The following is a 19,943-nucleotide window of genomic DNA, read 5'->3' on the forward strand; positions in this document are numbered from 1 at the left end:
GGCAGATGCGATCGGGTCACGCGACAGTGCTGTACTGCTGCTGTCGACGCGGCGGGCGGGCCCGCAGGCGAGTCGCTGGCGCCACGGCAGGGCGGCGACGTTGCGCGGAGTGGGTCTGCGTGCCGGGCTCGGAGAGCGGCTCGGTCGCCCGCGCGGCTGTCTGCGCAGGCTGTGCCGGCAGCTCCTCGTAGAGGCGGATGATCTCGGCGAGATGCTCGGCGGTGAAGCGGTAGGCGCGGCCGACCCGGGTGTGCGGTATCAGGCGCCGTCGCGCGCGGTCCTTGACCCACCAGGCCGAGCAGCCGAGGGTGTCGGCGATCTCCTCGGGGCGGTAGAGGCGGGGTGGAGGGGCGTCGGACGGCCTGTGAGGGACGGGCGCGGGCGTGGATCGGTGCAAGGGGGCGGCTCCTGGTCGCGAGGGCGGGGGCGGATGCGTGAGCGGTTCAGGTGGCGCCCGGGCCCTGGAGAAGGGCGAGGGGTGATACCTGCAGGGCTTCGGCGATGGCGACGAGGTCGTCGATATCGCATCGCCGCTTGGCGAGTTCGATGCGGGACAGCATCGTGTTGGACATAGGCCGGCCCAAAGCGGTACACCGCGCGGCGAGTTGGCGCTGCCCAAGGCCGCGTTCCGTGCGGAGGATTTCGATGGTGCGAGCCGCCAGTATTCCTGCGGGCCCTATTTCCAGAGATCGTGCTGCCATGGCTCCAGTTGTAGCGTGCATTCGCCGGTTTGGTTAACCGGCGATCGTCGGCTATGTTGCGCCGCGCCCAATCGGTGAGCGAGGCGGTCGGGGTGCTACGCAAGGCCGGATCCCCGAACGACCCCCCACACAAGAGACCCTCTCTGACGTGGGGTGTTGTGTTGTAGCTTCGTCGCTCACAGGTCGTCAACGGCTTGCCGATGTGATCCTTCTGGCTCGGGACGCGGGGCAACTATTTGGTCAACCGCCGATCGTGCCCTACCGTTTTCGCACCGCCCTCTCCGTCTCGAATTCCAGCGGCATTTCTGCCGTGAGAGATTGCGTCGGATAGGGCTGGACTTGCGCGCCGTGGGTGTGGCTATGTTGACGACGCCCGGAAAGCGCGAGCGGCCGTCAACGCTCCCGCGCCAACGGCCGGACATCCCCGCCCTTCACGCCCGTCTCCGCCCCGATCGACGGTGAACCGTGGGCACCCAGCCCACCGGCCACCGAGTGAGGACCGCCCCTCTTGGCACGAATCCGCACCATCAAGCCGGAAGCCTTCGTCTCCGAGTCCCTGGCCGCCGTCTCCCTGACCGCCGAGCGCACCTTCTTCGGCCTGCTCACCCAGGCCGATGACCAGGGGCGCCACCGCGACCACGCCGCGATCATCGCCGGGCAGCTGTGGGTACTGCGCCCGGAACACACGCCTGGCGCTGTCGAGCAGGACCTCGCCCAGCTCGCCGACGCCGGGCTGATATGCCGCTACAAGGGCCCGGGCGACAAGCGCTACCTGCACATCGTCACCTGGCGGCAGCATCAGAAGATCAACCGCCCCAGCGCGAGCCGTCTTCCCGCCTGCCCGCACCACGACACCCCGGCTCGCACCGCGCCCGGCGTTGGCGCCCCGGCTGCGGGGGTCGGCATCACGGAGCCAGCACCGCAGCCTCACGGAGCCCTCCGTGAGGGCTCCGGGCGAATACGCGAGCCTGCGGTGAATCCGGTCACCGATGACGAAGTAGCCGGTCAGAGCGATTTCCGTGAGTCCTCCGTGAGGCAGCGGGGAGGGCTCAGCGAGGGAGCGCTGACGCCTCACGGTCCGGATCTAGGACCTAGGATCATGGATCTAGGAGATACCCCTTCGGGGGGCGCGAGCGCCCCCGCACCCGGCACCGTCTCGGCCAACCAGCTCATCGCCGAGTACGCCGCCTCTTGCGCACACCGGCCACCCAAGGACGTCCTGGGCCATCTCGGCCAGCAGGTGCGCAAGCTGCTCGACGAGGGCATAGCCCCCGATCACATACGGGCCGGTCTAGAACGGCACCGTGCCAAGGGCCTGCACCCCAGCACGCTGCCGAGCCTCGTGCACGAAGCCATGAACGCGGCCCCCACAGCGCCAGTTGTCCACAGGGCGTGGACAAACCCCGCCGATGTCGAAGCCGCCTACGGAGGTGACCTCTGACCGCCACCCTCACCCGCGAGCCCCACCGGGTCGGCCCGCTCGCCGACCGGCTCAACGGCATCCTTGCCAGTCGCGGCATCGACCTCGCCACCGCCACCGTCGAGGAAGGGCACGCCGAGCCCGTCACCGCGCTGGAACTCGCCGACGCCAGGATCCCCGCCCGCTACCGCCGCGCCCTGGCCGACCACCCGAAAGTCACCGCCTGGGCCGACGAGATCGCTCGCGCCGGACGCCCCGGCCCCGGCGGGCCGGGCATCGCCGAAGGCCCGTCGCTGCTGATCGCCGGCCCCACGGGCACGGGCAAGACGTACCAGGCGTACGGCGCCATCCGCACCCTTCTCGCCCGTGGCGTCCGCCTGCGCTGGGAGGCGACCACCACCGCCGACTTCCACGCTCGCCTGCGTCCACGCGCCGGCCATGACGCCGAACGTGAACTGCAGACCCTGGCACGCTGCCCGCTGCTGTGCCTGGACGACCTCGGTGCGGCCAAGACCAGCGAGTGGACCGAGGAGCTCACCTACCGGCTCATCAATCTCCGGTACGAGCACATGCTCCCCACCCTCATCACCACCAACCTCCCGACGGAGCAGCTACGCGTCGCCCTCGGTGACCGTGTCGCCTCCCGCCTCGCCGAGATGACCGAGCGCGTCATCCTCAAAGGCCCCGACCGACGACGCCGCACCGCGCCCTCCGCCTGACTGGCCTCCCCACCTGCCTCGCCGCGCCGCGCGCGCTCACGCCTGGCCTGCGCCGGCCCGCGCGGCAGGACCGCTCAACGCTCCGCCGTGATCGTCCGGCCCTCCCCGGTTCCTCTACACCTTGGAGACCCTCCTGCCTTCTCTGACCCTCGTTTCCCTGGCCACCCGGAACAGCGACACGCCGCTCCGCCCGGACTGGGTTACCTCCCCGGTGACAACCCTGGCGCTCCTCATCTCTCTCGTGCTGCTGGGCCTGCTCGCCGGATGGCTGATTCGCCAGCAGCGCCGCCGGCCGCCCGGCAGCAAACGCTGGCGCGGGACCGTCGCGGTGCCCGTCGCGGCCATGGCCGCGCTCGGCTGCACCGCCTACAGCGCGGACACCAGCTGGCGGTTCGCCGCCGACTACCTCGACATGGACGGCACCGCCGAGCGCGTCGCGATGTTCGCCGCCGCCGAGCTGGCCCTGTTCGCCACCGCCCTGATGGCGCGGCAGAACCTGAACGGCCCGAAGCGGGCTCCCGGCCTGCCCGGCACACTCACCTGGGTCATCACCGCCGTCCAGGTTCTGCCCGCCTACGCCGAGTCCGGGCTCGTCGGCGGCACCGTGCGAGCCTTCGTCGGCCCCGTCATGGCCGCGATGCTGTGGCACCTGGCCATGGGCATCGAGCTGCGCCACCGCGCCCCTGACGCCGCCTCGCGCGGCCTGGCCGCCGTCCTCGTCCGCCAGGCCCGCGAGCGCCTGCTCGCCCGCCTCGGCATCGCCGACCAGGACGCCGATGCCGCCCGCCTCATCCGCGAGCGCGCGCTGAGCGAAGCCGTCGCCCTGATCCTGCGCGCCGAGTCGATGACCGACCGACAGCGCGGCAAGCGACGGCAACGACGCCTGACAGAGCGACTGCACCAGGCGCTGGAGCGGGCCGGCGTCGACGGAGATCCGCTCCAGGACGAGCTGCTGCTGCGCAAGCTCGCCACCCGCAAGCAGGCCCTCGGCCTCGCCTTCATCACACTGCCGCCGCGCTGGCACATCCCGGCCTCGTCCCCTGCCCCTGAATCCGGGCACAACCGCCCGCGCGCCGCCCGCCCGGAAGCACTGCCGCGGGCAGAGGACGCTGCCCGACCGCACCCATCAGACCCGGGGGACGACGAGGTGCCTCCGGCTGCCCGCTCGCAGCCTGCCCGCCCGGTGCCCGGGCTGCCCGCACGGGCAGAGACGCAGGACAGCCGACCGCGCACGGGCAACAGCTCGGGCAGCGTGTCGGGCAAGCGCGAACGGAAGGGGGCTGCCCGGAACAAGCGCGACGCCGGCAAAGCCCGTGCCTCCGACGAGGTCATCCTCAAGCACGCTCGCCGCATGCACGAGGAGACCGGCAGCGTCGGCCGCGACCGGGTCGAGGACGCCCTGCGCGCCGCCGGCTACACCGTCTCCAGCGACGGCGTCGGACGAGTCGTCCGCGAGTTCAAGGCCCAGCTCAAGGCCGCAGCCGGCGATCCACTCCGCTGATCCCCGCAGCACCAGCACTTCCGACCAGACCCCGACCCGAAGGGCCCCATGCACGCCCCGCACCACGAAGACCCCAGGCCCCACGAGGAATCCCTGCTGATCACCCCTGCCCCATCGGGAGCAAGTTGGTGCAGGAGCATTGCTCCCGTCGGGAGCAATGCTCCTGCCTCCCCCGCCCCGGGGGTGGCAGGAGCGGATCGGCACCGGGGGACGCCGATCGTTGAGGATGCGACCGAGGGCGGATCGCATCCTGAGAGGGAGGAACCGCGCACGTGCCACAGCACCGACTGCGCTCACGCCTCTTCGTCGAAGCCCCGTGTGCAGCAGCGTGAGCGTCTGCGCGACAAGAAGAAACGCGTGCGCCAGCCCAGCTGCCGCATGAACCACGACGAGTACCAACTCCTCGTCCGAGCAGCCGCCGAGTGCCATATGAGCGTCGCCGGGTTCCTTGCCCGCGCGGCTCTCGACGCTGCCCGCGACCTCAACCGCACCGCCGCGAACATCGCGGGTGAGAAAGAGATGCTGCAGGAGCTGTTCGCGCTGCGGCGGCACCTCGGGCAGATCGGCAACAACCTCAACCAGGTGGCCAAAGCGCTGAACTCCGGCGCCGACGCCCCGCAGGCCGCAGCCGTCCTCGCCGCCGTCCAGCGCGCCGCCAAGCGGGTCGACGCCTTCACCCAGCAGCACCTGGACCACAGGACGGCTGCGTGATACCGCGCGTCCACACCAGGGGCACGCGCACCATCGGCCTGCTCCACTACCTATACGGGCCCGGCACGCACGAGGAGCACATCGACCCGCACCTGGTGGCCGCATGGGACGGCCTTGCCCCCGACCCCGGCCGAGACCCCGACGCCACGTACGGCGATCTCCAGCGGCTGCTCGACCAGCCGGTCATGGCCCTGCCCGAGAGCCGGCGGCCCGCCGAGCACGTGTGGCACCTGTCGGTACGCGCCGCCCCCGAGGACCCGATCCTGTCGGACGAGCAGTGGGGCGAGATAGCCCGCAGGATGGTCGCCGCCACCGGTATCGCCCCCGACGGCGACGACGCCGCGTGCCGCTGGGCGGCCGTCCGGCACGCCGACGACCACATCCACATCATCGCCACCATCGTCCGCGAGGACGGCCGCCAGGCCCGCCTGCGCCAGGACGGCAGACGCTCCCAGGCCGAAGCCCGCAAGATCGAGAACGACTACGGGCTGCGCCGCCTCCACGCCGGCGACGGCACCGCCGCCCAGCGGCCCACCAGCGCCGAACGCCACAAAGCCCAACGGGAAGACCGCGAGCGCACCGCGCGTGAGGAACTGCGTGAGACCGTGCGCCGCGCCGTCGCCGGCACCGCCTCCACGGAGGAGTTCTTCGACCGGCTGGCCGCCGCCGGTCTGTTGATCCGTAAGCGCATCGCGCCCTCCGGCGACCTGCTCGGCTACAAGGTCGCCCTGCCCGACGACCACAACGGTGAGAAGGAGCCGGTGTTCTACGCGGGCTCCACGCTGGCGCCCGATCTGTCCCTGCCCCGCATCCGTGAACGCTGGGCGCTGCCCCCGGAGGCCGCTTCGGCGGACGGCTCAGGGCCGGAGCGGCCTGCCCTGCCGGACGTGACCGGCCCCGCGTTCGCGCGGCGCCGAGCCTCCGCCGCCACCTGGCAGGCCCTCATGATCATCGACCACGGCGACGACGGCACGGCAGCTGCCCAGATCGCCGCGGCGGGCGAGATCCTGGACGCGCTCGCCAAGACCTCCGCCGCCCACACCCGCGCTGAACTCCGCGAGGCAGCCTTCGCGTTCGAGCGGGCCAGCCGTTCCCACGTGAGAGCCGCACGTGGGCATGACCGGGCCCTGCGCCAGGCCGCCCGCGATCTCGTCCACAGCGGGCCCGCCCTGGGCCGAGGGGAAGATGGCGCCACCACCGCGATGCTCATCGACATGGCGTTCTTCCTCGCCATGGCCGCGGCGAACTGGCACGCGAAGAAGCACCACGGCCAGCAGGCCGCAGCAGCCCGACGAGCCGCCGAACATCTGCGCGCCGCCTACCAGGCCGCCGCAGGTGAATCCATGGCCGCCCTCGCACAGCGAGGCCGCCGTATGGCCCCGCGTGTTCGGCAACGGCAAGCCGACCTTCTCCACTAGGTGCTGCCGGAGCTGGCCGAACGCATCCGGACAGAGGACGGCTGGCCTGCCCTGGCCGCCACACTCGACGACGCCCGCAGAGCCGGCCACGACCCGGCAGCTCTGCTGGCTGACGCTGCCCGGAGGCGCGAGGTCGACACCGCGACCTCCATCAGCGATGTCCTCGTCTGGCGCCTGCGACGCAGCGCCCACCTGCCCGCCCTGCCCGAAAGTTCCCACGAGACGCCCGCCCAAGGCAGTGGACGCCAGGGGCCCTCGGCGCCCAGCACGCCGCTGACGCAGGGCACTGTGAAGCATTCCAACCGCCGCCGCTGACCGGAAAGCGGCGCAACATAGCCGACGATCGCCGGTTGGGCAAAGCGGCGATCCTCCGGACCATTGATGCCTCCACCCACCCACTCCCATGAGGAGCACCCGTATGCCCAAGACCCAAGCCCGACCGGAGATCGTCGTCCTACTCTGCGACACGGACGTCGAGCGCCAGCGTGAGAACAGCAAGTGGTGCCACCTCAACGGACGCCCGTTCAGCAAGGACGAGCTGAGCCGACTCCGCAGGGCTACTCACGCCGAATTCGAAGAGATTGAGATACAGCTCAAGCGATACCGGGACTACCTGCGCTCAATGGACGAAGCTCCGGATGCCCTCGACCAGTTTCTGGCCCCGTTCTGGGAGCGGCTCGCCGTGAAGAGGCTCGGCAACGCCGTCGAGCTCATGAATGAGGACGAGCGAGCCGAGCTCGATCACCTCCTCGGGCTCATCGTCGACCCAGTCCGTCCCTTCACCCCCTACGCCTTCTGCCCGTGGGCCCCACGCCGGCGCGTGCCCAACGCGCTGGTTACCGGCTCCCGAGACCGAGCCGGCATCTGACACAGAGGCGGGTGCGTGCCAAGCGATAGCCGGTACGACTCGTCACATTGAATGACACACCGGGCGCGGGGACGGACCGCTCCCAGCAACCCCAGGCCGTGACGCCACGAGGACGTCGACCAAGGCATAGCAGCATGAAGCCGGGCCTCCCCGAGAGGAGGCCCGGCTTCGATGCGTTGGATAGCCCTCAGCTGGCTGGAGCGCGCAGGAGCCGGTCGCGCGTGCTCTTCGGCAGGGAGCCGACGAACGCGGCGACGAGGTCGTGCGGCACGCTGGGGCCGAAGGACGCCGCCCACAGGTAGCCCGCTCCGAGCACCGGCTCCGCCCACGCCTGCCACCCGGCCAGGGCCGCCTCGTCCGCCTCAGCCACCAGTGCCAGGGGGTCGCCGTCCTGGATGAGGGGCGGCACCTCGCCGAGGCGGACGTGGGAGGCGAACGTCGGGTCCACCGCGCCCGTGCCGGGCTGGTCGACGTCCCGCAGCCACCCGTGCGCCGTAACCGCGTCGAGGACCAGCTCGGGGCCACCGAGCGGCAGGGCAGGCTGATCGCGGGCGTCGAGCGCGGTGAGGAAGGTGCCGAGGACCTCTCCGGGGACCTCGGGGGTGAAGTAGGCCGACCACTGGGCGAGCGGGCTGCGCAGGTCCGAACGAGCGGACACTTGCCAGGCGATCGGCAGGTTCCCCAGGTGGAATGGCTCGTCCAGCAAGACCCACTGCGCCCACCGCAGGGAGTCGGGACTGATGTGCAGGACGGTGCTGCGCAGGACCTGTCGGTCCTCCAGCGCCTCGTCCGGCTGCTGGCGCCCGCGGACGATCGTCAGGCTCGTCCAGCCAAGGCCGGCGAACGTATCGGCGACGGCGTCGTACAGGCGTCCGTCGTCACCGGCCAGGTGCCGTGGACCGACCCAGTACGCGGACGGGACGTTCGCCGGGCTGGGTGGGCTGATCGGGAAGTCGGGATGCAGGAACGCCTCCAAGAGCTTGGTGATTTTGATGCCGCTAGCGCGCACGTCGAGGGTGCCCGAGGGGCTGGAGCCTCTGGCAGTCACAGCTGCTGGGAGGTCTCCAGCACGCGTGCGACTGCGGCAGCGACGACATCGGCCGGCGTCTCGGTGTCGAAGGAGATCTGGTAGCCGCGCACCTTGGCCGTACCGGTGACGGCGATCTTCCACCCCAACCCGTCGGTACCAGGACGGCCGGACGGAAACCATCCGAGATAGAAGGATCCATCCTTCGAGTTGACGTGTACGTCCGCGCGGTCGTCGACGACCAGGTGGAAGTCGTCGGCGGAGAACTGATCCATCACGAGCGTGGCCTGGCCTGGTCCGAGCAGCCACTCACGCAGCCGCAGGGCCTCGACGCTGGTGGAGAATCCGGGGCCCTGGGGTGCCGCAGTCACGAGTAATCACCTCTCTGAACTGGTCTTTTTGCCAGAAGGTCGTCCAGGTTCACATGCCCTTGCGGCGCTGACCAGTCATTCGTGGATCTTTGCTGTCTGCCCCCGGCGAACTGAGACGCAGAGCGCGAGACCTCACTGTCCAGCTGCGGAAAACGGCGTGCGCCCGGTGTGGGCAGTGCTGATAGTTGCCCCATGGAGGCGATCGAGGCCGCACGCGCCGTCGTAGATGAACAGCACCCCGAAGCGCGCGCCGCGTTCCTGGGCGGCAGCGTCGTGACGGGCCGCCGAACGGCCACGTCGGACCTCGACGTCGTGGTCCTGCTCCACGGAGCCCCAGCCCCCTACCGGGCGAGCCTCCAGTACGCCGACTGGCCGGTGGAAATGTTCGTTCACACCGAGGCGACGTGGCACGCCTACGTCGAAAGGGAGCTGCGCAAGCGCCGATCGCCGCTGCTGTGGATGTGTGCCGACGGGCTGCTGCTCTTCGACACCGATGGACTCGGAGCCCGCCTCGCCGCACAGGCCCGGAAGCTGACCGCCGCCGGACCACCCCCGGTGTCGTCGGAAGAGATCGACGACCGCCGCTACGCGATCACCGACCTCCTCGACGACCTCGCGGGAAGCGACGACCAGAGCGAGCGCCTGTTCATCGCGACCGAACTGGTGCGACGCACCGGTGAGCTGGCACTGGCCGTTGGCGGTTCGTGGGGTGGCGGTGGGAAGTGGCTGGCACGCCGCCTTGAGACAACCGCGCCAGGGCTCAGCACACGCCTCCACCACGGCCTACAGGAGGTACTGGACGGGAGAGTCGAGACCCTCGTGGCCGTCGTGGACGAGGTGCTCGGGCAGACCGGTGGCCGGTTGTGGTTCGGCTACAAGCGTGTCGGGGCGCCCTGAGCGATCCCGCGCTGCGGACGTCGCAACGTCTGTTCCTCCACGTGCAGATCACGCGATCGACAGCAGATCCCGAGTCTCCTCAGCGCACCCCCACGACAGAGTGACGCCAGCACCTCCGTGCCCGTAGTTGTGCACGACCACGGTGCCGTCCTCCCCCACCTCTTCCTCCACACGGACCGTGGCGCGGGTCGGTCGAGCGCCGACCCGGTGCTCCAGGACACGGGCCTCGGCGAGGCGGGGCTCGACCTCGGCACAGCGGGCGAGGATGCCGGCAGCCGCCTTGTCGTCGGGGGCCAGATCGCCCTCGCCGTCCATCGCCGTGCCGCCCAGGACGACGGTGTCGCCATGGGGGTAGAAGCACAGGAGGTCCGGGGAGAGGCCGGTGTCCTCGGAGAAGAACTCGGTCAGCCCGGGGTTGGTGACGACGACGTGCTGGCCGCGGATGGGCCGGAGGTCAGGGTCCGGAACCAGGTCGCGTGCCCCGAAGCCCGCGCAGTTGACGATCACTGAAGCCGGACCGGCGTCCGATAGCGAGGTCAGCCGTCGCCGCTCGACCACACCCCCGGCATCGCGGAGTCGGCGCAGGAGGTAGTCGAGGTAGGTGGGCATGTCGATCAGTGGCACGGTGAACCGGTAACCCGCCGTGAACCCGGCCGGGAGTTCGGCCCGCTCGCACGGTCGGAAACCTGGCAAGGTTGTGGCCCAGTCCGGCGCGGCCTCGGCCGTGCGGGACGCTTCGATGCCACTGGTGAGCCGGACGCCCGTCGCCGGGTCCTGGGCCAGTTCCCGGAAGACCTCCAGGGACCGTTGTCCCCACTGGTCGACCTTGTCCTTCGGCTCGACCAGATATGGCCCCCACATCGCCCCGGCCGCCAGCGACGTGCCCCCCGGCACCTGCTCGGCGATCACGTGCACCGAAGCCCCGGCCTCGGCGAGAACGACGGCCGTGGTGAGCCCAGCCACCCCAGCCCCGACGACGACAACGCGCTCCCTTGCGGTCATGAACCTGACCCTAACGGCCGGGTTGCGTCGATGGGGCGTGTTGGGCGAGGGCGTTCTCCAGGGCTGGCAGGAAGCCGCGCACGTGAGGGTTGCGCTGTCGGCGACGGAGGTCGGCGGCAAGATGGTGGAGCAGCGCCGCGCTGCGAGGCGAGCGGACGGCATCGAGGCGGTCGGCGGCGATCCGGCCGATCTCGCAGGCTGCCTCCAGGTCTCCGTGCGCGCTGTGCCCCAGGGCCAGCCAGGCTCCCTCGAACATGGCTCGGCGCTGGCTTGGGTCGCCGCGCGGCACGTCGTACGCCCCGGACCTGAGCATCTCGGTCCCCTGGGCGAGGAAGCGACGGCTCTTCTTTCCGCTCTCCGCCTTCTGCTGTGCACGACCCATCTGGATGAGGCCGTAACCAGCCTGGCAGTCCAGGTGGTTGTCGGTGAGGAAGTACATCCAGCGCGGCTCTTCTTGGCTGCCGTCCCGGCTTGCGATCAGTTCGCGGGCAGCGCCACGAGTGTGGGCGAAGTCGTTGTCACGGCCGGCGGCGGCGTACGCGTAGGCGAGCCGGGACAGGACGGACGCCCGGACGGCCAGCGGAGCGGCATCGCTCGCACGGCGGGCGGCCTCTCCGAGGGCGATGGCGTCCGCGGGGTGTCCTCGACTCGCCGCCTGGAAGGACAGGTCGCCCAGAATGTGGGCGCACAGGGGAAGGTCATTGACCTGATGAGCGGCCCGGAGCGCCGTGACGAAGTAGCGCTGAGCCAGTCCGTGGTCGGCCGCGTCGAAGGCCATCCAGCCGGCCAACTGGCCGATCTCCGCCAGCGCGCGGATCAGACGGCTCGCGACAGCCGGAGGGTGGCCGCCTTCGCGAATCAGCAGCCCGACGGCCCGGAACTGGGCTCCAACGTACGGCAGATGACGTGCCCCTCCGTGCTCGTCATCGAGCAACTGGAGCATGGGAAGGTGCTGCTCGACCTGGTCCACGAGCGGATCGGTGCCGAGCGACGACGTCATTCGAGGCGTGTACTGACCGCGTCCCGCAGTGCCGTCGAGGTACTGGGCGACGATCGCGAGGAGTCCCGCGCCCGAGATCGCGAGGAACCGACGACGGTCGACAAGCCCTCCCATCACCCAGTCCTCCACGATCGCCTCCATGCCCTGCGCGGTCCAAGGCCGCGCGAGATCCGTGTCCGCCGGGACCAGCGCTGACGAGTCGCCCACACGGCCCTGCCACAGTTCGGCCACCGAGACATTCCTACCCAGCTCCTGGGAGAGCACGTAGGCGGCCATCATCGGCAACGGCGAGCGCGGCAGGGAGCCGGCGTCCCGCCAGTGGTACGGCGCCGACTCGGCCACCGTCCCTGCGCCGAAGACCCGGTTGAGCTTGCGAGCGAGCGCCTTCGGGCTCCACCCGAGTTCGTCGAGGCACCCCGCCAGTACGACGTTGGGCTCGCCTGTCTGCGGTGCCACGTGCGACCACCCTTCGCTCCAGTGGTTCGTCCATCACTTCGCGAGCCCCATGGTGATGCCCCTGGACGGACGATTCACCACCGCCGCACGGAAGTTGACCGAGTTGACCCACTGATCGGGTCCTGTCTGACCTTCCCTCTCCTGTGTTCTTGGATCCCGGCGGAGGCGCCCGTCTTCCGAGCCGACGGAGAAAGAGGTGGGCCTTGAGACAGCACACGAGCACCTCCCCAGGCCGACCGGGCGGTGTCCTGGACCGTGACGCCGGACGACCAACCTCCGCCCCCGGAGACGGGCTTGTCGCTGGAGAGGGCACGACCTCCCTGATCACGGATCTGCCGTACGGACCGGAAGCGGCCGAGGTCGCCCGGGGCGCCGTGACGCTGGCACTGCGTGGCACTGAGACGGACGTACTTGCCGATGCCCGCCTGATCGGGTCGGAGCTCGCGACGAACGCCTTCGTCTCGGGCAGTCCGCCGTTGGTTCTGTGCGTCGACCGCAGGAGTCTGGCCAGTGGCGGCCTGGAGATCGAGATCACCGTCACCGACGGCGGCTGTTCCCGACCCGCACCCGCTTCTCCTACCGCTCCTGACGAGCAGGCCGAATCAGGACGGGGGCTGGTCATCGTCGATGCCTTGGCCGATGCCTGGTCACTGACGACTGGCGCCAACAGGTCTCGTGCCTGGTGCCGACTCACCCACAGGCCGTGCTCTTCGTCCGCCGGCGCCTGATGTCCACGCCTGCCCAAACCCGTCCTCCAAGGAGGCACCACACAGTGCGCATCGACCATGCGACCCCACCACCCCCACCCACGGCCGCACCGGAGGCCGCTCGCCAGCCCAGGGTCGTCGTCGCTCTCCACGAGGGCTTCTACGGCGCGGAGTCGGGCACCGGCTTCAGCAACCGCGCCTTCCTCACGGCACTGGCCCGGCTCCTGCCGACAGGCCGCCTCTCAGTGATCACCCCGCACGTGCCCGAGACCGCAGGAGCGCACGATCAGCGGTGGGCCGGCGAGGTGCGGCAGATGCTGCGACAGGTCGCAGCCGAGGTCATCACGATCCCGAAGGTCAACGCGCCGCCGGACTCGGTCCGCGGCTCGGTTCAGCTGTGCGACCTGGCGGGCGAGGCGGCCATACGCATCGCCGCGCGGGCGGGCCGGTGCCTCCTCGTCGGCCTCGACATCCCGTTCCTCGGGCTCGCCCCCTACACGTCGCCAACCACGGACCTGCTGCTCGTGCCTCGCTCCACGACCGCGCTGACGCGGCCCAAGGACGTCTCCCGCGTCCGCTGGGAGCGGGACGCCCTGCGGGCGGCGACACTCCGAGGTGCGCGCGTCGGGGCTATCTCCTCCCACATGCGAGGCCACCTCGTCGTCAACTACGCCGTCCCTCGGTCGAGCATCGTGAGCATCCCGAACGGACTGATCCGTGAGGAGATGGTCAGGCCGACCACGGCTCTGCCGCTGCCTTCCAAGGCCCGCGCCGGATTCCTTCTCGCCATGGGCCGCGCAGTCCCGACGAAAGGCTTCGAAGACCTGCTGGAAGCGTTGCGCCTGCTGAAGGAACGCGGTGTCCCCCTTCCTCACCTGCTGCTGGCTGCCGTGACCTCGGAGGAACACAAGCCCCCCTCCTCGTACCAGCAGGACCTGGCGGCCCACATCCGCGCACACGATCTGGACGCGACTCTGATCACTCGCTTCACCCCCGCGATCCGTGCCTGGCTGCACAGCCCGGCCCTGCGCGCGGTCATCGTTCCCTCTCGCGAGGAGCCCTTCGGCCGGATACCCCTGGAGGCGTTCGCAGCCGGTGCGGGCCCGGTGGTCGCGACCACGGCCGGCGGCCTGGCTCAGACCGTCATCGACGGCGAGACCGGCTTCACGGCCGCTCCGCAGGACCCCAGGTCCCTGGCGTTCGCCCTGCACCGGGCCCTGACCGTCCTGCCCCGAGAACGCGATCGGCTCCGGAGCGCCGGGGCGACCCTGGTTCGCTCCCGCCACGACTACGAGGCCAGCGTCGGTTCCGTCATGGACCGCATCGCCCCTTGGGCGCTGGCGCGGTCAGCCACGGCGGAGGGCCGCGCGCGATGAGACAGCCGGTGGTGCTGATCAGCCTGGAGTCCCCGCACTCTTTCTGGCGGCTGTCCTCCGAGCACGAGCGTGCGCTGTCCGCCGCCTTCCCCGGCGTCGAGTTCCGCAGGGCGACCGAGGATGCCGTGCCGCACCAGCTGGCCGACGCACACGTCTACTTCGGGTGGCGATTCGCGCCCTCGTGGCTGTTCGCCGCGCCACATCTGAAGTGGATCGCTTCCCCGGCCGCCGGCACCGACCATCTGCCGGTCGCCGAGGCGCACTCCGTCGGGGTGGCCCTGACCCGCTCGTACGGATTCCACGGCAGGCCCATGGCCGAGCACGCCATGGGCCTGGTCCTGGGCTTCTCCCGCGGGCTGTTCATCAGCCAGCGAGTCCAGCGGAACCGTGGCTGGTGGAAGGACGACCTGGCCGAGGAGTTCTTCGACCTGGCGGGGGCGACGATGGCCATCGTCGGCTGCGGCAGCGTCGGACGCCACCTCGCCCAGGCCGCTCGGGCCTTCGGCATGAACGTCATCGGAGTGCGCCGCACACCACTTGCGGCTTCCGAGGGCGGGATCACGTGGGTGCACACGACGGCGGTGCACCAGGCGGTGTCCGTCGCCGACGTAGTGGTCAATCTGCTGCCCGCGACCCCGGCGACGGATCGCTACTTCGACCACAACCTCTTCTCGGCGTGCAAGCCCCGCTCTCTCTTCCTCAACCTCGGCCGCTCGGCGACCGTCGACCAATCGGCCCTCCTGGCCTCCCTCGACACCGGCCACCTGCGCGGCGCGGCCCTGGACGTGTTCGATCCGAAACCGCTTCCCGCCCGCCATCCGCTGCGGCTCCACCCCCGGGTTGTACTCACCCCGAAAAGCTCGGTGTTCTGCCGCGCGTACATGGACGAGGCGGTGTCGTTCTTCGCCGACAACCTGCACCGCTATCTCTCGGGCCAGCCCCTCAACGGCCTGTCCGAGGCGCCCGCCACCCGCTCTCCGCTCGTAGGAGGCTGACCAATGCCCACCGCAGACCACGACGACCTGGCCGCCGCCTTCGCCGCCGCAGGCCGCAACCATCCCTACCTGGCCTTCACCCTGAACTCGCTGTGCAACCTGGACTGCGTCTTCTGCAAGCCCCGGTGCATGCCGGACTACGGGCACAAAGACCGGCCCCTGACCGCCTCCGACTACGCGGCCATCGCCACCGAGGCCGGGGCCTGGGAGATCAGGAAGGCGCACTGCTCCGGCGGTGAACCGACCCTCCGCGCCGACATCCTCGACGTCATCGCGGGCCTCGCCGACGGCCTCGGGCCCGACGCCGCGATCGGCATGACCAGCCACGGCAACCTGCGCCGGGGGCTGAGCGTCGAACAGCTCCACGACGCCGGCCTGACCTACCTCAACCTCAGCCTCCACAGCCTCGACCCGGCGCGGTCCACCGCGATCATGGGCGGGGGCGACCCGCGCACCACCCGGAGCACCCTCGACGCCGCCCTCTCCCTCGGCCTGCGAGTGAAGATCAACTGCGTTCTTCAGCGCACCTACTTGGACGACGCCTTCGCCGTGGCCCAACTCGCCCGCGACCTGCCCGTCGCCGTCCGCCTGATCGAACTCCAGAACATCGGCCCTGCCCAGGCGCTCTTCGACACCGAGTTCATCACCGAGGCAGAGGTCCGCGACCGTCTCCACGAGTGGTTCGCGGACGCCGGCGTAGTCCCCCGGGACCAGCTGGGCGTCCGCAGCCCCGGTCAGTACCTCCGTCCCGATGGCTGGGCAGGGTCGATCGGCTTCATCTCCAACTCCAGCTGCGCCACCTGCTCCGACGCCAACCGGATCAAGATCACGCCCACCGGAGTGGCACGACCCTGCATCCTGCACAACCGCGACATCCCCCTGAAGCCCCACCTCGCCGACGGCACCCTCGGCGACGCCTTCGCTCACCTCTTCCAGGCCATGCTCGACCGCAACACCAACGACGCCTGGCAGGGCTTCCACTACGTCGACTACGACCTGCGCTGGGACCGGATGGAGCGCCCGGAAGGCACCCCGGTCCTGCCCCTGCTGCCCGTCCTCCCCACGGGGGCAGCCGGCCCCTCCTGCGCCCGCGCCTCCACCGGGGAGCGGTGATGGTTGTGGTCGACGCGCCGCCTCTCTACCAGGAGCTCGGCGCTCTGTACGAAGGGGAGCTGGACGCTCACGGCGTCGGGGCCGTGATGCTCACCCACAAGTGGCAGCTGGCCGACCTGATGGCTCCACACTCCGACATCGATGTACGCGTTCTCTTGCCCCAGGCACCGGCGGACTGGGAAGACTGGAACCACCGCCTGGCCGCCGCACACGCCGCCGCGGTCGGCCGGGAAGTCTTCCATCGACGTCTTCTGGAGCACCCGCCTGGCTTCGCGTTCACCGTGACCGAGGCGGACGGGCGGCTCGTGTCCGCGCCCGAACTCGCGACCTGGTCATTGATCAGCGGGAGCGCGCGTGACTTCCAGCGCTGGAAGTCACGCGCCCAGATGGCGCCCTGGTGCGAGGTCGATGAGCGGTTCTACCAGGGCATCCTCCGAGCCCGGATGGGCGGCCGGTACCAGCTCGCTGCGGACAGCACGGACAACGTGGTCGAGGACATCGCCGCGTACCGGCGCCACTGCGTGGCCTGGCACTACCTCGCCCCTTGCTGGTTCGCCGCCGCCGCGCTCGCGACACGGACCCGCTGCCCCGGAAAGACGGCGGCTCTCACCCAGTGGCGCCCGGAGGGACTGGATGGATACGCCGAGCTGTTCCTCCGGCACCCGGAGCACCTCTCCGGTACCCGCCCACGGAGTCCGCGCCACCTGCTCCGCGCGGCCCATGTCGCCCTGGAAGCGGCCATGCGCCGCGTTCCCGACAGCGACCGGGCCGACGGCCAGGGCCAGGAGCACGCCCGTACCGACTGGGTGATGACCGCTGGGATGCTCCGCGTACGCGTCGCCCGCTGGCTGTACTACCTCGATCCGCCGCCCGGCGTGGCGACCGAGTACCTGATCCGGCGGGAGGCCAAGGAACTTCGCTCCGCCGCGCAAACCCTGACCGTGCTCGCGGCAGACGAGGCGACTGCCGCCCAGCGGCTGGCCGCCCGGATGGCGGCGTTGATCCCCACCGGACCGACCACCGTCGACACCCTGCGCGCAACCCTCACGCGCTGGCACCAGCAGAAAACCACCGTCCAGGACTTCCTCAGCCTCACGCCCGACGACGTCCACCTCTGACCCAAGGAGATTCGCCATGACCGCGCGTGCGCCGGATCCTCGCACTCTCAAAACGGCGAAGGTCAAGATCACCACGAAGTGCAACCGGCACTGCGACTTCTGCATCTTCGCCGACGGCGCCCAGGGCGAGAACATGTCCCTGGATCTGTTCTCCACCATCCTGACCCGGCTGGAGACCATCCCCTTCCAGCAGCTGCACATCAACGGCGGCGAACCCACCGTGCACCGGGACTTCCCGGCGCTCAGCGACGCCGCCCGCTCGCGGCTGCCGGACAAGGTCATGGTCCTGGGCACGAACGCCATCACGCTGGCCCGCAACCAGCCGATCATGGAGGCGACGCTCCGCTCCTACGACCAGATCCTCATCGGCTGCGACGACGAACACGGCAACTACGACGAGGTGCACGCCGTCGTGCCCCGCCTCCGCGAAGCCGGCAAGACCGTGGTCGTCAACAGCGTCCTGGAAGGCATCAGTGCCACCCGGCTCACGCAGCTCGGGACGCTGTGCGAGAAGTACGGCGCCGTCCACGTCACCAACCACGTGCACCACGTCGACGTCGGCCAGCCCGCGAACGAGCTGCGTGGCCTCTGCGACCGTTACCTCGACCAGCACCTGATGATCGAGATGGACGGGTCCTGCTACCGCTGCTTCAACGCCATGGCGAAGGACGACAGCGAGTTCAGCATCTGGGACGAGGACTTCGCGGCCAAGGTGTTCGCGCCGCGCGCGCACCACTTCCGGTTCTGCCTGCGCTGCCACGAGTACACCGACTCCGGCGCCGCACTCGTCCCCGCCCTCACCGTCTGATCGGGAGGTACACCACCATGCCCGCAGTCCTCGGACTGAACTTCCACCACGACACGGCCGCCGCGTTAGTCGTCGACGGCCGCATCTACGCGGCCGAAGAGGAGCGCTGGAGCGGCGTCAAGCACAACCACCCCGCCCGCAAGGGCACCCTCACGGCCCCGACCCGCGCGCTCCAGTGGTGCCTGGAGGCGGCCGGCATCGAACCGGAGGATGTGGACGCCGTCTGGGCGGCCTCCATGCGTCCCCACCCCGCGGCCGGCTGGTGGCTGGCCGAGGAGCGGGAGGAACTCGCCGCCCTCCTGCCCGCGCCGCTCGGCGAACACCTCCGTCTCCTCTCCCACCACACGGCCCACGTGCTCTCCGGCTACCTGCTCTCCGGGCACGAGCACGCCGCGGGCCTCGTCATCGACGCCGGCGGCTCCTCCCTGGGCTCCGACTTCGGCCCTGGCCGAGAGCGCATCACGGGGTATGACCTGTGGCCTGATCGCATCGATCGCCTCTACCAGGGGATGCCGGCCGTCGTGCCGGGCCCGGTCGGGCCCCGGCGCGTCCACTCCTCCCTAGGGCACTTCTACCGGAACCTCGCCCGGCGGGTGATCCCGCCCGGCGACGAGCCCGAGGGCAGCATGATGGCGCTCGCGGCCTTCGGCGATCCTCAGCGCTACGGAGCACACGTCCGCGAACTGGTCCGGCTCGGCGACGAGGGCGAGATCCGCATCGATCACCCGTGGGGGTCGGCGGACAGCAGCACACCGCTGCTGCTCAATGGCCGGGCCTGGACCGCCGACAACGTCGCGGAACAGCCGGAGCACAAGCGTGCCGACCTGGCCGCTGCTGTCCAGGAGGTCTTCGCCGAATCGGTCGTCCACATCGCGCGCCACCTTCAACGGCTCACTCGAGCCTCAGCGTTGGTGTTCTCGGGCGGATGCGCCCTGAACTCCCACCTCAACGGCCAACTGGCCGCCGACAGCGGCTTCGACACCCTCTTCGTGGCACCGGCCCCGCACGACGCCGGCACAGCATTGGGCGCCGCGCTCTACGGCTGGCACTACCAGCTGGGGCAGGAGCGCGTGCCGGTGCCGACCGACGCGGCCTGGGGCCCCGATCCGGGCGCGCTGCCGACGACAACGGTGCCGTCTGGCTATCACGCCTTGCCCCACCTCGGGCTCGGGCTGGCGCCCACAGTGGCGGCACTGCTCGCCGAGCACCGCATCGTCGGCTGGGTGCAGGGGCAGCTCGAATTCGGGCCGCGTGCCCTCGGCCATCGCTCGATCCTCGCGCACCCCGGTCACGCCGCCACGCGTGACCGGCTCAACGCGATCAAGAAGCGAGCCGCGTACCGCCCGTTCGCGCCGGCCGTCCTCGCCGAGCACGCCACGGAATGGTTCATGTCGGCGGGCGACCCCTTCATGAACCGTGTCGCCACCGTCCGACGGTGCCGAGCCGACCGAGTCGCTGCGGTCACCCACCACGACGGCACCGCCCGCGTCCAGTCCGTCGCCGCCGCCCACCGGGGCCTGCGCGATCTCCTTGAGCAGTTCCGCGACCTCACCGGACTGCCGCTGCTGCTGAACACATCCTTCAACGGCAAAGGCACCCCGATCCTGCGGACCGCTGAGCAAGCCGTGGCAGCGGCGGTGCACCTGCGCCTCGACGCCCTCGCCGTCGGGGACACCCTGCTGCTCGCCGACCACGTCCCTGACCCCCGTGCCGCGTCCCTTCGTACTAGGTGAGG

19 protein-coding genes and 1 pseudogene are annotated in these 19,943 nt (G+C 70.5%); 14 read left to right on the top strand and 6 right to left on the bottom strand.

Going from position 1 to position 19,943, the window contains the following annotated elements; all coding sequences use genetic code 11:
• Positions 1 to 16: 16 nt before the first annotated feature.
• Positions 17 to 397 carry a helix-turn-helix domain-containing protein gene (locus ACF073_RS21000; RefSeq protein ID WP_392072066.1) on the bottom strand — a complete coding sequence of 127 codons (381 nt, stop codon included), beginning with the start codon at positions 395 to 397 and terminating at the stop codon, positions 17 to 19.
• Between the two features lie 46 nt (positions 398 to 443).
• A complete protein-coding gene (locus ACF073_RS21005; protein WP_392072068.1) occupies positions 444 to 701 on the bottom strand; it encodes a helix-turn-helix domain-containing protein in 258 nt (85 codons plus the stop codon).
• 508 nt (positions 702 to 1,209) lie between these two features.
• Between ACF073_RS21005 and ACF073_RS21010 the strand changes: the two genes are divergently transcribed.
• The 6 genes and pseudogenes from ACF073_RS21010 (at position 1,210) to ACF073_RS21035 (ending at position 7,338) form a co-directional block, all read left to right on the top strand.
• A complete protein-coding gene (locus ACF073_RS21010) occupies positions 1,210 to 2,142 on the top strand; it encodes a hypothetical protein (protein WP_392072069.1) in 933 nt (310 codons plus the stop codon).
• On the top strand, positions 2,139 to 2,840 hold the full coding sequence (locus ACF073_RS21015; RefSeq protein ID WP_392072464.1) for an ATP-binding protein: 702 nt from the start codon (positions 2,139 to 2,141) through the stop codon (positions 2,838 to 2,840). The genes ACF073_RS21010 and ACF073_RS21015 overlap by 4 nt, the downstream gene beginning before the upstream one ends.
• A gap of 211 nt (positions 2,841 to 3,051) precedes the next feature.
• Complete coding sequence (locus ACF073_RS21020; protein ID WP_392072071.1) at positions 3,052 to 4,341, top strand: hypothetical protein; 1,290 nt, start codon at positions 3,052 to 3,054, stop codon at positions 4,339 to 4,341.
• A 357-nt stretch (positions 4,342 to 4,698) separates the two neighbouring features.
• Complete coding sequence (locus ACF073_RS21025) at positions 4,699 to 5,052, top strand: plasmid mobilization protein (protein ID WP_392072073.1); 354 nt, start codon at positions 4,699 to 4,701, stop codon at positions 5,050 to 5,052.
• A pseudogene (locus ACF073_RS21030) lies at positions 5,049 to 6,785 on the top strand (relaxase/mobilization nuclease domain-containing protein). Before ACF073_RS21025 ends, ACF073_RS21030 begins: the two are co-directional and overlap by 4 nt.
• A gap of 103 nt (positions 6,786 to 6,888) precedes the next feature.
• On the top strand, positions 6,889 to 7,338 hold the full coding sequence (locus ACF073_RS21035) for a hypothetical protein (RefSeq protein WP_392072074.1): 450 nt from the start codon (positions 6,889 to 6,891) through the stop codon (positions 7,336 to 7,338).
• 187 nt (positions 7,339 to 7,525) lie between these two features.
• On the opposite strand, the gene ACF073_RS21040 is transcribed toward ACF073_RS21035, so the two are convergent.
• Both ACF073_RS21040 and ACF073_RS21045 read right to left on the bottom strand, forming a co-directional pair.
• Positions 7,526 to 8,314, bottom strand: coding sequence for a DUF317 domain-containing protein (locus ACF073_RS21040; protein ID WP_392072466.1), 789 nt, complete (start codon positions 8,312 to 8,314; stop codon positions 7,526 to 7,528).
• A 68-nt stretch (positions 8,315 to 8,382) separates the two neighbouring features.
• Positions 8,383 to 8,736 carry a DUF317 domain-containing protein gene (locus ACF073_RS21045; protein ID WP_392072076.1) on the bottom strand — a complete coding sequence of 118 codons (354 nt, stop codon included), beginning with the start codon at positions 8,734 to 8,736 and terminating at the stop codon, positions 8,383 to 8,385.
• A 192-nt stretch (positions 8,737 to 8,928) separates the two neighbouring features.
• Between ACF073_RS21045 and ACF073_RS21050 the strand changes: the two genes are divergently transcribed.
• On the top strand, positions 8,929 to 9,633 hold the full coding sequence (locus tag ACF073_RS21050; protein ID WP_266399254.1) for a nucleotidyltransferase domain-containing protein: 705 nt from the start codon (positions 8,929 to 8,931) through the stop codon (positions 9,631 to 9,633).
• A 48-nt stretch (positions 9,634 to 9,681) separates the two neighbouring features.
• Here ACF073_RS21050 and ACF073_RS21055 read toward each other — a convergent pair whose 3' ends face one another.
• On the bottom strand, positions 9,682 to 10,635 hold the full coding sequence (locus tag ACF073_RS21055; protein ID WP_392072078.1) for an FAD-dependent oxidoreductase: 954 nt from the start codon (positions 10,633 to 10,635) through the stop codon (positions 9,682 to 9,684).
• Between the two features lie 10 nt (positions 10,636 to 10,645).
• Positions 10,646 to 12,091, bottom strand: a complete 1,446-nt coding sequence (locus ACF073_RS21060) for a carph-isopro domain-containing protein (RefSeq protein ID WP_392072080.1) — start codon at positions 12,089 to 12,091, stop codon at positions 10,646 to 10,648.
• Positions 12,092 to 12,465: 374 nt separating this feature from the next.
• Here ACF073_RS21060 and ACF073_RS21065 point away from each other — a divergent pair, with 374 nt between their 5' ends.
• Genes ACF073_RS21065 through ACF073_RS21095 form a run of 7 tightly spaced genes read left to right on the top strand, consistent with a single transcriptional unit; the run spans position 12,466 to position 19,941 of the window.
• A complete protein-coding gene (locus ACF073_RS21065; RefSeq protein WP_392072082.1) occupies positions 12,466 to 12,819 on the top strand; it encodes an ATP-binding protein in 354 nt (117 codons plus the stop codon).
• A gap of 44 nt (positions 12,820 to 12,863) precedes the next feature.
• A complete protein-coding gene (locus ACF073_RS21070) occupies positions 12,864 to 14,174 on the top strand; it encodes a glycosyltransferase family 4 protein (RefSeq protein ID WP_392072084.1) in 1,311 nt (436 codons plus the stop codon).
• Positions 14,171 to 15,169: a D-2-hydroxyacid dehydrogenase gene (locus ACF073_RS21075; protein ID WP_392072086.1), complete on the top strand. Its 999-nt coding sequence runs from the start codon at positions 14,171 to 14,173 to the stop codon at positions 15,167 to 15,169. The genes ACF073_RS21070 and ACF073_RS21075 overlap by 4 nt, the downstream gene beginning before the upstream one ends.
• A gap of 3 nt (positions 15,170 to 15,172) precedes the next feature.
• Complete coding sequence (locus ACF073_RS21080; RefSeq protein ID WP_392072088.1) at positions 15,173 to 16,282, top strand: radical SAM protein; 1,110 nt, start codon at positions 15,173 to 15,175, stop codon at positions 16,280 to 16,282.
• Positions 16,282 to 17,400 (top strand): hypothetical protein, encoded by a 1,119-nt coding sequence (locus ACF073_RS21085; protein WP_392072089.1) that lies wholly within the window; start codon positions 16,282 to 16,284, stop codon positions 17,398 to 17,400. The genes ACF073_RS21080 and ACF073_RS21085 overlap by 1 nt, the downstream gene beginning before the upstream one ends.
• Before the next feature lie 16 nt (positions 17,401 to 17,416).
• A complete protein-coding gene (locus ACF073_RS21090) occupies positions 17,417 to 18,208 on the top strand; it encodes a radical SAM protein (protein WP_392072091.1) in 792 nt (263 codons plus the stop codon).
• 17 nt (positions 18,209 to 18,225) lie between these two features.
• Entirely contained in the window at positions 18,226 to 19,941 is a 1,716-nt protein-coding gene (locus ACF073_RS21095) for a carbamoyltransferase (RefSeq protein WP_392072093.1), read from the top strand.
• The last annotated feature ends 2 nt before the right edge of the window (positions 19,942 to 19,943 follow it).

Origin of the sequence: Streptomyces sp. NPDC015171 (genome assembly GCF_043079545.1) — a bacterium.
In the GTDB taxonomy this organism is placed as follows: domain Bacteria; phylum Actinomycetota; class Actinomycetes; order Streptomycetales; family Streptomycetaceae; genus Streptomyces.